This is a genomic window from Paenibacillus hodogayensis, from assembly GCF_039536325.1.
GTDB lineage: Bacteria > Bacillota > Bacilli > Paenibacillales > NBRC-103111 > Paenibacillus_AB > Paenibacillus_AB hodogayensis.
Window position 1 is genome coordinate 354,489 of record NZ_BAAAYO010000013.1, and the last position, 12,149, is coordinate 366,637.

Sequence of the window (12,149 nt, forward strand, 5' to 3'; positions counted from 1 at the left end):
AGTCCCCACCTGATGATCAGACGGGGACTGGAATGCGTTATTTCGTAGTTGTAAACACGCGGCACGTTATGGTTTCGAAATATTCAAAATCAGCATGTGAGGGAGTGCATCATTCGAACACGTCTCTATATTTTTCGGAAAAGAACTGGTTCATCCACTTGTTTACATCCCAAACATCCGTAACGGGCTGGTTTGTAAACGGCAGTGTATGCATATAACCCGGTGGGCCAAATTCCGGTGTAAACGTCATGATTGCATAGCCATCCGACGCACGTCGCTTGCATATTTCCAACCACCAATTGACGAACGATCTGACTTCTCTGGAGTATTCCGGCGCTCGCGGATCAGCGACTTGAGGCCCTTCCGCGTATCCAACACGCCCGTGAATGTGAATAGCACGATCAAGCGCAATCGACATATGGTCTGATTGATCCTGGAGCAGCGATTCGCATACGCAGCACCAATGGCTAAAGTCTGCTGTAATTTTCAGCTCGGGAAATTGGTGCAGTAGCTTCGAGGTTGCCCATGGCGTAAACATCGCCCTTCCCCTATGCGTTTCATGAGCAACCGGAATAGAAATTGCCTCCTCGACGGCAAGTGCTTTCTCAAAAAAGCGCAGTTGATCCTCGTAGGACATGCTATCCTTTGCGCTATGCGAAACAATCTTTACCGGATTAAATTCCGCTGCTTGTCTAGCAAGCGATTCGAATGATGAAATATGGTCATCCCGTGTGACGACCTGTGCAATAAATGCGAGATTGTATCGCTCAAGGAGTTCGCGGAAATGCTTATGTTTGTCTTGGGATGGGAGCGTGAATTCGACTCCACCGTACCCAGCCTCCGCGATTTTTTCTAATTTTTCTTCCAATGTTCCAGTCATGTCCCATAAAGATTTAAAGCTGAGCAATTGCATTTTACTAGCCTCTTTCCTTTATAGAGTGTTCCTCAAAAATCGTTTACAGGGTTTGCTAAAATTTCGTATCTTCCGGGTGATTGCGTTCATCATGTATACGTCCGAATCATGATAGATGAAGTCTCCGTTAGTATAACTGCCCGTCAATGGGTATTCTCATCTTTTCTTTCGACTTTATTGGCTTATCTTCAGATGCGATGATCCTCTGCGACTAAAAAAGAAAATATGATCCACGGCTTCTTTATAACGAATACGAGTAAAAAATAAAGAAGCTGCGATGAACGTTCGTCAATAGGCATCGGATTTTACACTTTCATCGACAACCATCTGAAGATACGCTTAGTATTCCGTATGGAAAGATGAGCGTCTGCCTCACCCGATTTGCTACAGTAGAGTTGTACCTATAATCGATTGGTGGAGGCGATGTTCATGCAAAACAAAGAAAGCTTGCTATCTCCGGAGGACGCGGCCTATTATAATCATAATGGTTATTATCTGTACAAAAAGCCGCTTTTCTCTGAAGAAAAGTTGAATCGCTTGACGAACATTTTCGAGGAGCAGCTGGCCTTGAAGGGCACGAAGCTGTCGGATGAGCTGGATACCCCGCACTTCCGTGATGAACGGCTGTTGGAATTTTTGCTCGCCGATGAGGTGCTGGATCTGGTAGAACCGATCATCGGTCCAAACATCGGGTTGTGGTCAAGCCATTTCATCAGCAAAGAACCAGTGGTGGGACGCGCAACTCCATGGCACGAAGACTCCGCCTACTGGAAAGGCCGCGTGAGCAGCTTCGATCACATCGTGACGGTCTGGCTGGCCATTGACCGCAGCAATCAGGAGAACGGCTGCATGCGCGTCATCCCCGGCACTCATAACAACGGGTTTTCCGAGTACGAGGCCGTGGACAAAAGCACGAACTTGTTCAAGTCGCAAGTGAAAAATATCGACGATTCGCAAGCCGTCTACTTTGAACTGGAGCGGGGCGAATGCTCGCTGCACGACAGCCGGATCATCCATGGCGCAAAGGCCAATACGAGCCCTCACCGCAGATGCGGCTATACGATGCGTTATTTCTCTACGGAAACGCGAGTCATTCCGGAGCGTAATGAGAATCACAAGGTATGGCTTGCCAGAGGGCGGGATATAGCTGGAAGCAAGTTTGAGAACGTATAGACTCCTGTGAGCGGAAAGGAATGAACCGATGAAGCGAGAGAATGGAACTCAGCCTAGACGACTGTTGAATGAGCAGTATATGGAGCTTAACCGGTCGTTCAACATCTTTGTACAGCGGCTGACGAAGCCGTCTCCGCTTCATTGGCACGAGTTTTATGAAATGTGCGTCATCACGGGAGGAACAGGATCGAACGTCTTGAACGGAGTGGCCCATCCTCTGGAGAGAGGCAGTCTATTTCTGCTTACCCCGGCGGATTTCCACGAAATATATCCGGACCCGGATTCCGTTCTGCACGTGTATAATGTGATCTTCTCGGAGGAAATGCTTGTCGGCGAGCTGCGCGAATTACTGCTTTACGGTAATGCAAGCAGGATGATCCGTCTGGAGGAAGATGCGCTTCTGCGGGTGGAGCAGGAATATAAGACTATCGACCGGGAAGTAAGGGAACCGAAAACCGCCCAACGGCTGATGGTAAAAGGCGCATTGGAACGCATACTGATCGAACTGCTGCGCCAGCGGGAGATCAGCTCGGCCGATCGGAACTTATTGGCGGTAGAGGCTTCGACATCGAGTCACGTCGCGATTGCGAACGCCCTTCCCTTCATTCATCATCACTTCCGAGAACCGCTGCGTCTGCAGGATGCCGCCAGAGAGGCCAATCTCGCTCCCGGATACTTTAGCACGTGCTTCCGGCAGACGACTGGGCTTACATTCCAGCATTACCTGCAAAACTTGCGGATTGAATTCGGGGCTGCACTGCTGCTTGCCTCTGATCGTCCGGTAACCGATATTTGCTACGCTTCCGGCTTCCGCACCTTGACCCACTTCGAGCGGGTGTTCAGAAGCAAATACGGCTGCTCCCCCCGACAGTACCAGCAGCAAGGGCGGTAGTTGCGAAAGTGCATGGCCCGCACGCAATTAAGCATTATAGACAAAAAACCTCCAAGATGAGGTTTTTTTGCTTTTCCATAATTTTTATCATAACCCATGGAGTAAACGTCCATTATCATTCCATTGACCGTACATTTTGTTTTCTCTCGTGTTTGCTATGAATTTGTCTAGTCTGCTCTCAAATAATTCCGGTTGTTTTTTTATGCTTTGTATCGTGTCGATCCGAACTCTTTTATACAGATCCGGAAATGCCTTGAAATTCTCATATACTTGCTTTTCCTTTCTCAGCCTTTGCTCTATAACCGGATCGATTCGAAAAGAATCGTAATCCATATCAGGAAGCACCTTTCTTCCTTCGTCTGTCATCAACGCCAACTTTTCGAGGCGGCGGACACGTTCTTTATTCAATTCCGTCCATGAGCTTTTTTTGCTTCGAGGGGACAGTCTCTGAGCCAGCTCCGTTTCAGATATTTTCTTCTTGACTCCATCGATCCATCCAAAGCACAAAGCTTCCTCGACCGCGTCCAAATAGAAGAGCGTATCCGATTTGGGCGTCATACTGACCAAGGCCCAACAAGATTTTTCAGTCTTACTATTTCCCTGTAGCCAAAACCTCAACTCTTCTCTCGATTTTACAGGAATTAAATGATCCATTTCCATATTTGAATTAGAATTTCCTTTCCATATTTATCATATATCCGTTAATTCATCCTTACTTTCTCAACATTTGATTTGGAAATTGCTATTTTTATCATGATTACTGTTGTTTGTTGGAGATTACGTTATCAAGAAACTGATCTGCGTCGCTATTAAATTTCCAATTTACTCCAAACTTATCAACTAGCATTCCAAAGCACGAAGACCAAGGAGTATTGGATAACGGCATGATGACATGGCCGCCAAGGGACAACTGATTAAAGTATTCTTCCAATTTTTCCTTATCGTCCATGACCAGACTAATCAGAATATTATTCCCTTTCACCAGCTCGCCAGTTACCGCCTTCATGGAAGGCAAAATATCCGACATCATGATTTTCCCGCCTGCGAATTCTATGGAGGACTCCATGATCATATTTAACTCATTTTCCGGCATGGGGTAGTTTGGATCTTGCGGGATATCCCCAAATTTCGCTTTTTTTACTTCAATTGCGTTTAAAGCCTTCGAATAAAATTCAATCACTTGTTCTGCAATTCCATCAAAGTTTAAATAGGCAATAGCTGACATACAGCATAACCTCCTTCTTGTTATAAATGTAGTATAATACATAATAGGTGACAACTATATGTCACCATTTCATACTGAAGTAGAAAAAAGAGGGGAACCGATGGAAAAGGTTGAGAGACTAATCTCTATCATTATGATCTTGCTGAAAAAAGATGTCGTTTCCAGCAAAGAATTCGCGCAATTATTTAACGTCTCCAAAAGAACGATTCTTCGCGATATGGAAACGTTGAGTTTATCAAACATCCCGATCTATTCGGTCAATGGAGTTCATGGCGGCTACGGCATTATGGATGAATACAAGGTTGATAAACGTCTTTTAAGCAGCTCCGACCTAGAGAATATATTGACTGCGCTCGGCGGATTGGAACAAATTCTAATTAGCGAAGAAATTGAAATAACGATCAAAAAAATAGAAGCCATGGTTAGCCCATTGGCTCCGAAAGGTTCAATTCAACTGTCTTTTTATGATTGGGAGGGTCGGTCTGAGATTCGTCAAACCTTGAAGACATGTCAGGAAGCCATATTAAAGAGAAGATTAATTTCATTCGATTATATAGATAAAAATGGCACTTCGACGAAAAGAACGGTCGAGCCCTATCAGCTTCATTTTAGCGAAACGAGTTGGTATCTGAAAGGATTCTGTTTACAACGTATGGGAAATAGAACGTTTAAACTATCCCGGATCGATCATCTTAATATGAATGAACAAACGTTTAGCCCTAGAGACGATTTGTTGGAGCAAGGGCAGGAAGCAAGTTATCAACCGGAACTAGTCGTAGTCAAGGCGCTGATTTCGCCTGGCATACAAGATCAATTCATTGAAAGGTACGGACGAAAGAGTATTGAAACCTATAGTCCCGACTATTTATTAGCAACCATTTATGTCCCTCAAAACAATACGGGATTTCAATTTTTAGCAAGTTTCGGTACAAATCTAAAAATCGTAGAACCGAGAGCCTACATGGAAGACTTTCGCAATTTTTTAAATAAAATGATGGAGAACTATTGTTGAAAGGTGAACCATATAACGTAGACGTGAGCTTGTCTACCCGACTCGCTTCCAAACCCGAGCATGACCTATTCGCCACTCTATTGACTGAAGTAAACTCTGTATCTTATAGTACACAACAAAGCCTAACGCAGAAAATTTAATATTTTGAGGTGCTTTCTTTTTATGTCAAAAAAAAGCTATTATAATGAAAAAACAGGCGTTGTTCTTCAATCCTTTACGGAAGAGGATTTTGCTCTTCTTAAAACACATTCAGAAACAACGAGAGTTCAAATATGGGCTGAAGAGCAAAAACTAACAAACCTAGATTTTCTTTTGGAATGTAGTTGTTTAGAAGAAGTGGATATCTATGGCGGGAAGATTGGTGACTATTCAGCTCTAGGAAAACTTCTAAAGCTGAAAAAATTATTTCTAAATGGAAGGTTGCGCAGATGGGTTGATAATCTTGATTTTATTGCTGAACTTCATTGTCTAAACGATTTAAGTATTTGTAATTATCCTCTGATTACTTATTTCCCTAATCTTCAAGATTGCCATAGCTTAGAACGAGTGAATATTGATGGGTGTAAGCGTCTGACTGATATTTCTAATGTCGCTTTAATTCCAAATCTAAAATCATTTGGAATTTGCGCTACTCCACCAGAGGTTGAAGATTTGGAATTTATTGCGCAAAAACAGGGCATGAAACAAATGAGCGGCGCTTTTGGCAGCAAACGTAAAGATGAGGCGTTTAAGAAAATGCTGGAAAAATATAATTTGACATACGGCTAATAAGCTGTTTTTTGCAAAGTGCATGCGAGTAACTCAATCATTTATCCGAATATACGCTGTTTATCTTGTCACGCAATGAAAGAGTATGCCTGGGCTTGTACTCTGAAAACCGCATACAGCAAGGTTTTTTTGACCTTTACTTCGCGACTGTTACCATGTAAAGTGAGCGAAAACGGTCTCCTGTTTTCGCTCACTTAAATGCTACACATGCAGGGTCAGACAGACTTGTCATATGGTGCTGCTTCTGCTTCTGCTACTGGTGAAGACTCTAAACCAACTGTAGACACATTGTTATAATCAACGATCGGGGACATTCCACATTCCTCTTGCTGATCTCATTTACTTTTCCACAACCGGAATCCACATTTCACCATACACGAAGCCGTCTCGCTTCCCCATCTCAACCGTTGCATTGGGCCCGCCTACATAGGCGTAATGATCAGTTGCTGGCAAGACTTGACCAAAGGCAATGCCAGTAAGCATACTGCTCAACTCATCAGCTGTCTTCCCCTCACCCTTAACGACGAGGTATTGTCCCTTAGGGAATTGGATTACTCTGTGTTCTTCCGGTACCGTTGAATCTGTCATGACGCCAGCATAATACATCATCTTGTGATTTACCGCTTCGTTTACAGCAAAGATATAGTCGTTCGCAGCAACGGCCTTTAACGTGTCTAGCCTGCCATCCTGCTCCATTGACCTCCAGAAGGTTTCCTTCTCCTTGTTCATACCGGCATAATCCGTATAATTGCTCTTCAGCTCCGTTCCAATACCAAGAACGATAAAGCTGTCTTTTTCCTCAAAAGTATATGTTGCCATAATCCCAGCTCCTTTATTGAATTGATTAATTTGATTTGTTTATTCACTTAATAGGTCAATCATAACCACTCTCCTACAGCGCCCTTACCTAATATTATTGCCTTAGGTAACTAAAGTCTATCAGAGTCGCTGGGCTGGAATTCATTTCACTTCCCATTAGAGTATGCGGCTTTTCGGACGCAGCGCCCAGGAGGCGATGCTAAGCGCGGCATAGAAGAGCGGAAGAATAACATGGAATCCGCCATCGCCGTAATCATGAGCGAACGCATGGGATAAGGCCGCACCCGTCATTAGAAAAAAGATACCGCTATAAGCCCATTCCTTAAGCCGAGGGAAACCTGGCATGACGATCGCAATGACGCCAAGCAATTTCCAAGCTCCGAGAATGTTCGTGACATATAAAGGAAAACCAATATTGGTCACTAAATCCACATTGCCACCATAGCGCATCAATTGCCCGATCCCGCTTAAAGTTAATGAGATTGCGAGAATGATGGTGACGGTCCAATAAACGGCCGTCCTTCCAATAGGACGAGATTCAACCTCCGCGATTTTTTCATTGCCGGTAATCATACTCATTCCCAAGCCTCCTTTGATCTCGTTTATTTCTTTATAACCGGGATCCACATTTCACCATACACAGTGCCGTCTCTATTCCCCATTACAACCGTTGCATTAGGCCCGCCGACATAGGCGAAGTTATCAGATTCCGGCAGGACTTGTCCAAAGGCAATGCCGGTAAGCGTGCTGCTCAACTCATCAGCCGTCTTTCCTTCGCCTTTAATGACGAGGTATTGTCCCTTAGGGAATTGGATCACTCTGTCTTCTTCCGGTACCAATGCTTCTGTCATGACACCGGCATAATACATCCGCTTGCGGTTTACCAGTTCGTTCACAGCAAAGATGTACTCGTTCGCCGCGATCGCCTTTAAAGTATCAAGCCTTCCATCCTGCTCCACTGTCCGCCAAAAGCTTTCCTTCTCCTTGTTCATGCCCGCATAGTCCGTGTAATCGCTCTTCAGTTCCGTTCCAATACCTAGAACGACAAAGCCGTCTTTTTCCTCAAGGGTATATGCTGCCATTATCCCAGCTCCTTTTTTGATTTGATCAAGTCATTTTGTTTTTCTACTTGATGGATTTATAATAATCATAAATCATGTCAAAATATGATACTGTTTAGAGGGCCCGATGAAAAAAGTAGAACGGATTAACATCATCATGCGGTATATCAATAACCGCGCCCATTTTACCATTTCGGAAATCATGCAAGAGTTTAACATCTCTCGTTCGACGGCAATTCGAGACATCAGGGAAATTGAAGCGATGGGAATGCCTCTAGTCGCCGAAGTCGGGAGGGACGGGGGTTATTTTGTGATGAACAACTCCGTCCTGCCCACTGTCCGCTTTACCGATAATGAGATTAAGGCCCTTTTTATCGCCTTCATGGCCACACGAAATCTGCAACTCCCTTATCTCAAGAGTCGCCATTCTTTAGCGGAGAAGCTGCTCGGCCTTATCTCTCAAAACCAGCAAGATGATCTTGTTCTGTTAAATCAAATCTTGCTCTTCGAAGGTACCAATCCCCACAATCCTGACCTGCTTGATCTGTCAGACCTGCCGCATCCGATGTTAGAACAATTCATCCAAACTCTTCTTGTAGACCGCTACTTAGTGGTTTCCGTCGAAGAAGAAAGGGAAATCAAATCTTACCCCATCTATCTCATGCGGCTATATCGTGAAAAAAGCTCTTGGCAAATTGAAGGCTTCGACCTAGAGGAGGAGAAGAGGCGGATCATCCCTGTCGACAATCTTACCGATGTCAAACCATACCCTGAGAAAAAAAGAATAAGCAAGAAGAAGATTGTAGAACAACTAAGTACGCAGGAAGAAGCCATCAACCTAGTTCTCGAACTTGGTCCCAAGGCGATTGCCCAGTTCAAAAAGTACCATCCTTTAAAAATCACAATTTCATATACGAATCCTTATCAAACTACGGCTATTTTAAAGACGTTTATCGATGTTCTTCATTCGGATGAATTGGCAGAAATAACAAATTGGCTGCTTTTCTTAGGCGGGGATATCAAGATTAGGGAAATGCCGAAAGAGATAGTGGAGGTTTTAAAGGAGAGAATGGTTGGTTTAGGAAATAAGTAAAAATGACCCATTGTGGTAAAGGTTCATATCCTGCGATTCAATGGTCTTGATCAATAGCTTTGTTCTCGGGTTTACTCCCCAAATATATCGATTGATTTTTGTAAAGTCTATTTCAGAGGATCCACCACGGGCACTCTCGAAATCAATAATGCCAGTGACCTTGTTATCATTTACCAGCTCCGGATCGAGAGCCTCTTTGCAAGGCTTTTTCCACTTTTCAAAATTACCTTTGATATGTAGTCTCCAATTATTTGGATCGAAATTCTTAAATCCATCAGTCACATGGTAACCGTAACCTGGAGTTTTAACCTCATGAAGCATCGCATGATACACGCCAATTTGAAAAGATAGTTTCTCATCAATATCTTCTGTACAAGGTATGCCTTGAATCGCCGAAAGAAGCAATGCTCCAGTAATAATTTCATCCCCATCCCAAAATTCCAACACTTTGGGAACAGGTATTACATCCTTCAATGTTTCAAGCATCTGAAATTCACGATATAGTTTATCCTTGTAAGAAATCTTGAAAAGTTTCACGAAAGAGAAGAATATAGGAACGCTCATGAACGATACGGTGTAAGGAATAATGTTCGAATGGATGAGCAACATTTCAAAATAGTTGTCGAGTTATAATGAATTTGTATTAAGCTCATCTATTACATGGAGGTTTTTTTATGACCAATAACACACAAAACGGTATTGAAATCGGAGTGTCGAATTTCCATGCTCTGCTTGAGCGTACACAGGCTCATGCCGTTGATTTTCTTAATAAACTGGACAAGCGGTCTGTCAGCGCAACTACAGACACAAATACATTACGGCGTCGATTAGGCATTCCTCTCGGTAATGACGGCATTCCCGCCGAACGCGTAATAGACGATTTGGTGGCTGCCACTGAGGGAGGACATTTAGGCTCTGCAGGGGGACGCTTTTTTGCCTGGGTGATTGGCGGCGCGCTGCCTTCAGCACTTGCAGCAGATTGGCTCACCTCCACATGGGACAATAACGCCGCCCTTTATGCTTGCGGGCCAGCCGCTTCTGTTGTGGAAGAGGTTGCCGGAAGCTGGATTAAAGAAGTGCTTGATCTGCCTAGTACAGCTTCGTTCGCTTTTACCACAGGCTGTCAGATGGCGCACTTCACCTGCCTTGCCGCAGCGCGTCACGCGCTCCTTCGAGATAGGGGTTGGAATGTAGAGAAAGACGGGTTGACCGGAGCCCCCGCAATACGTATTCTGGCATCGGAACAACGCCATGGAAGTATCGAACGAGCTCTACGTTTCCTCGGCATCGGAACTGCTGCCCTGGTTCCTCTCACAACCGACGCAGACGCGCGTGTCACAGCAGATGTGCTATTCAAAGCGCTTAGAGTTTCTGACAGCCCAACGATTGTTATTCTTGACGCAGCTGATCTTAATGTTGCCGCGATCGATCCGTTCAGTGAACTCATCCCCATCGCGCGAACAGCGGGGGCATGGGTGCATATTGACGGTGCGTTTGGACTTTGGGCGCGTGCAAGTGGGCAACACCGGAGTAAACTGACAGGAGTCGAAATGGCGCATTCATGGGCGACGGATGCGCATAAGTGGCTGAATACACCGAAGGACCTGGGAATTGCCCTCATTACGGACTCTAATGCACATCGCGCGGCAATGGTGATTAGCGCAGACTACCTGACCCATGATGCGACAACGCGCGATCAAATCGACTGGACGCCTGATTGGACTCGACGCGCACGAGGCTTTGCGGTTTATGCGGCGTTTCGCGAGCTCGGTAGACATGGCGTGGCCGATCTCATTGATCGGAGTTGTGCCCATGCCGCAGCGCTTGCAAACGGTATCGCCGCGTTGCATGGTGCCGAACTGGTTTTCGCACCTACGCTGAACCAAGGACTGGTTAGGTTCCTGTCCCCTAAGCCCAATGCATCTGAAGAAGATCACGACGCACACACCGCCTCAGTGATTGCCTCTATCAACGCGGAAGGAACGGCATTTTTTAGTGGGACCGTTTGGAAAGGACGTCGTGCAATGCGAATCAGCGTTGTTAACTGGCGCACGTCGGACTCCGATGTGCATGCGACTATTAACGCAGTCGCGCGTGTGCTCGTTAGTATGGGTTCGAAGCCAATATCTTGATTGACCTTTGGTTACACGGTTCTGGTCTCATCAAAACAATGGGAAGAACGTTGGAGCAAGTGGGTGGATTTCTGCATCGCAAAGGATCATGTACGGCAAAATCAGCCGAGCAAATGATGGGCACACCGTTTCAATATACGGGCGAACCTGTGTTCATCCCCGGCTCCATGGGGGCGCACAGCTTTATTTTGGCGGGACTCGGTAATCGGGAAAGCTTATTCAGCGCCAGCCATGGCGCAGGTCGTGCACTCTCGCGCGGCGATGCGGCTAAAGTGGACGATGCCAAGCTTCGCGAATTTCTGGCCCAATTCAGAGTCATCAATCCGATTGATCCCAAGCGGGCGGACTTGCGCGGACGGAGCGATATTTTGAAAAAGTGGGAAGAAGAATTGAAGAAAGAAGCGCCTTACGCCTACAAAGATATTACACCGGTTATACAGTCGCATGTGGATCATGGCATGGCTACGATTGTGGCCGAAGTGGCTCCGATTGCAACCGTGAAAGGGTAAGTAACCTATTGGTGTGCTACCCTCCAAACTAATCAAGCGAAATCCGTCCAATCGGGGCAGCCTATTCCAGCATGCCCCGATCATGGTTCAAAGCGAGTTTGCACGATTGACCGCATGCGACTCACCATTTCCGAATCACAATAATGAAGGATGCCAAGGCCGCAAGGGAAGGGCACCGCGACAACGGGACCCTGGATGTTCAAGCTGCAATTGAAGATGTATTCTTATTTAAGAACGCTCGTCAATCAACCGTTCTAAAAACTCCGCAAACGTCGAAGCATACGTGTCGATCAAGTCATTCATGAGATCATAACACATAATGGGAAATTCACCCTGTTCATCTTTGGAAGACGTATCAAAAAAATAAAGCTCATCACTATCCGGAACGAACAAGTCTAGTCTGTGGGGAAACCGGCTTACCCACCACTCCTCACCCTACAGCTGTTTAATTGCCAACTTTCATCCTATTTTATCACATGAAAATTACTGGCATCAGTGCCCCAATTCTTTATTATATCTTCACGTGTAGCACTGGGCTTGTTCAAATCATAC

The 12,149-nt window shown here is 45.3% G+C and carries 14 protein-coding genes and 2 pseudogenes; 7 read left to right on the forward strand and 9 right to left on the reverse strand.

Features of this window, described 5'->3' with window-relative positions:
- Positions 1-109: 109 nt before the first annotated feature.
- Complete coding sequence (locus tag ABD796_RS27750) at positions 110-913, reverse strand: sugar phosphate isomerase/epimerase family protein (protein WP_344914440.1); 804 nt, start codon at positions 911-913, stop codon at positions 110-112.
- Positions 914-1,342: 429 nt separating this feature from the next.
- On the opposite strand from ABD796_RS27750, the gene ABD796_RS27755 reads away from it, so the two are divergent.
- Together ABD796_RS27755 and ABD796_RS27760 are read left to right on the forward strand one after the other, a co-directional pair.
- Complete coding sequence (locus ABD796_RS27755) at positions 1,343-2,086, forward strand: phytanoyl-CoA dioxygenase family protein (protein ID WP_344914442.1); 744 nt, start codon at positions 1,343-1,345, stop codon at positions 2,084-2,086.
- A gap of 28 nt (positions 2,087-2,114) precedes the next feature.
- Positions 2,115-2,978 (forward strand): helix-turn-helix domain-containing protein, encoded by an 864-nt coding sequence (locus ABD796_RS27760; protein ID WP_344914444.1) that lies wholly within the window; start codon positions 2,115-2,117, stop codon positions 2,976-2,978.
- An 87-nt stretch (positions 2,979-3,065) separates the two neighbouring features.
- Here ABD796_RS27760 and ABD796_RS27765 read toward each other — a convergent pair whose 3' ends face one another.
- Entirely contained in the window at positions 3,066-3,638 is a 573-nt protein-coding gene (locus ABD796_RS27765) for a YdeI/OmpD-associated family protein (protein WP_344914446.1), read from the reverse strand.
- Positions 3,639-3,735: 97 nt separating this feature from the next.
- Positions 3,736-4,203 carry a VOC family protein gene (locus ABD796_RS27770; RefSeq protein WP_344914448.1) on the reverse strand — a complete coding sequence of 156 codons (468 nt, stop codon included), beginning with the start codon at positions 4,201-4,203 and terminating at the stop codon, positions 3,736-3,738.
- Positions 4,204-4,303: 100 nt separating this feature from the next.
- Between ABD796_RS27770 and ABD796_RS27775 the strand changes: the two genes are divergently transcribed.
- Entirely contained in the window at positions 4,304-5,215 is a 912-nt protein-coding gene (locus tag ABD796_RS27775) for a helix-turn-helix transcriptional regulator (protein WP_344914450.1), read from the forward strand.
- A gap of 162 nt (positions 5,216-5,377) precedes the next feature.
- A complete protein-coding gene (locus ABD796_RS27780; protein ID WP_344914452.1) occupies positions 5,378-5,983 on the forward strand; it encodes a hypothetical protein in 606 nt (201 codons plus the stop codon).
- A gap of 239 nt (positions 5,984-6,222) precedes the next feature.
- On the opposite strand, the pseudogene ABD796_RS27785 reads toward ABD796_RS27780, so the two are convergent.
- The 4 genes and pseudogenes from ABD796_RS27785 to ABD796_RS27800 all read right to left on the reverse strand — a co-directional run.
- Positions 6,223-6,297, reverse strand: a pseudogene (locus ABD796_RS27785) (phage tail protein); the annotation flags it as partial.
- Positions 6,298-6,322: 25 nt separating this feature from the next.
- Positions 6,323-6,802: a GyrI-like domain-containing protein gene (locus tag ABD796_RS27790; RefSeq protein WP_344914454.1), complete on the reverse strand. Its 480-nt coding sequence runs from the start codon at positions 6,800-6,802 to the stop codon at positions 6,323-6,325.
- A gap of 156 nt (positions 6,803-6,958) precedes the next feature.
- The gene (locus tag ABD796_RS27795; RefSeq protein ID WP_344914457.1) at positions 6,959-7,381 is read right to left on the reverse strand and encodes a DoxX family protein; all 423 of its coding nucleotides are present in this window, start codon (positions 7,379-7,381) and stop codon (positions 6,959-6,961) included.
- A gap of 23 nt (positions 7,382-7,404) precedes the next feature.
- Positions 7,405-7,884: a GyrI-like domain-containing protein gene (locus ABD796_RS27800; RefSeq protein ID WP_344914460.1), complete on the reverse strand. Its 480-nt coding sequence runs from the start codon at positions 7,882-7,884 to the stop codon at positions 7,405-7,407.
- A 106-nt stretch (positions 7,885-7,990) separates the two neighbouring features.
- Between ABD796_RS27800 and ABD796_RS27805 the strand changes: the two genes are divergently transcribed.
- A complete protein-coding gene (locus ABD796_RS27805) occupies positions 7,991-8,956 on the forward strand; it encodes a helix-turn-helix transcriptional regulator (RefSeq protein ID WP_344914462.1) in 966 nt (321 codons plus the stop codon).
- Here ABD796_RS27805 and ABD796_RS27810 read toward each other — a convergent pair.
- The gene (locus ABD796_RS27810) at positions 8,942-9,442 is read right to left on the reverse strand and encodes a protein kinase family protein (protein WP_344914465.1); all 501 of its coding nucleotides are present in this window, start codon (positions 9,440-9,442) and stop codon (positions 8,942-8,944) included. The genes ABD796_RS27805 and ABD796_RS27810 overlap by 15 nt on opposite strands.
- Before the next feature lie 188 nt (positions 9,443-9,630).
- Between ABD796_RS27810 and ABD796_RS27815 the strand changes: the two genes are divergently transcribed.
- The gene (locus ABD796_RS27815; protein WP_344914468.1) at positions 9,631-11,088 is read left to right on the forward strand and encodes a pyridoxal phosphate-dependent decarboxylase family protein; all 1,458 of its coding nucleotides are present in this window, start codon (positions 9,631-9,633) and stop codon (positions 11,086-11,088) included.
- Between the two features lie 59 nt (positions 11,089-11,147).
- Positions 11,148-11,597, forward strand: a complete 450-nt coding sequence (locus ABD796_RS27820) for an RtcB family protein (protein WP_344914617.1) — start codon at positions 11,148-11,150, stop codon at positions 11,595-11,597.
- Between the two features lie 228 nt (positions 11,598-11,825).
- Here ABD796_RS27820 and ABD796_RS35720 read toward each other — a convergent pair.
- Positions 11,826-12,011: pseudogene (locus tag ABD796_RS35720) on the reverse strand (SMI1/KNR4 family protein); the annotation flags it as partial.
- Positions 12,012-12,149 lie beyond the last annotated feature (138 nt).

Coding starts and splice junctions, on each gene's coding strand:
- ABD796_RS27810 (WP_344914465.1), bottom strand. CDS start 9,442: ATGCTTGAAACATTGAAGGATGTAATACCTGTTCCCAAAGTGTTGGAA.
- ABD796_RS27800 (WP_344914460.1), bottom strand. CDS start 7,884: ATGGCAGCATATACCCTTGAGGAAAAAGACGGCTTTGTCGTTCTAGGT.
- ABD796_RS27750 (WP_344914440.1), bottom strand. CDS start 913: ATGCAATTGCTCAGCTTTAAATCTTTATGGGACATGACTGGAACATTG.
- ABD796_RS27775 (WP_344914450.1), top strand. CDS start 4,304: ATGGAAAAGGTTGAGAGACTAATCTCTATCATTATGATCTTGCTGAAA.
- ABD796_RS27765 (WP_344914446.1), bottom strand. CDS start 3,638: ATGGAAATGGATCATTTAATTCCTGTAAAATCGAGAGAAGAGTTGAGG.
- ABD796_RS27805 (WP_344914462.1), top strand. CDS start 7,991: ATGAAAAAAGTAGAACGGATTAACATCATCATGCGGTATATCAATAAC.
- ABD796_RS27815 (WP_344914468.1), top strand. CDS start 9,631: ATGACCAATAACACACAAAACGGTATTGAAATCGGAGTGTCGAATTTC.
- ABD796_RS27760 (WP_344914444.1), top strand. CDS start 2,115: ATGAAGCGAGAGAATGGAACTCAGCCTAGACGACTGTTGAATGAGCAG.
- ABD796_RS27755 (WP_344914442.1), top strand. CDS start 1,343: ATGCAAAACAAAGAAAGCTTGCTATCTCCGGAGGACGCGGCCTATTAT.
- ABD796_RS27770 (WP_344914448.1), bottom strand. CDS start 4,203: ATGTCAGCTATTGCCTATTTAAACTTTGATGGAATTGCAGAACAAGTG.
- ABD796_RS27795 (WP_344914457.1), bottom strand. CDS start 7,381: ATGAGTATGATTACCGGCAATGAAAAAATCGCGGAGGTTGAATCTCGT.
- ABD796_RS27780 (WP_344914452.1), top strand. CDS start 5,378: ATGTCAAAAAAAAGCTATTATAATGAAAAAACAGGCGTTGTTCTTCAA.
- ABD796_RS27790 (WP_344914454.1), bottom strand. CDS start 6,802: ATGGCAACATATACTTTTGAGGAAAAAGACAGCTTTATCGTTCTTGGT.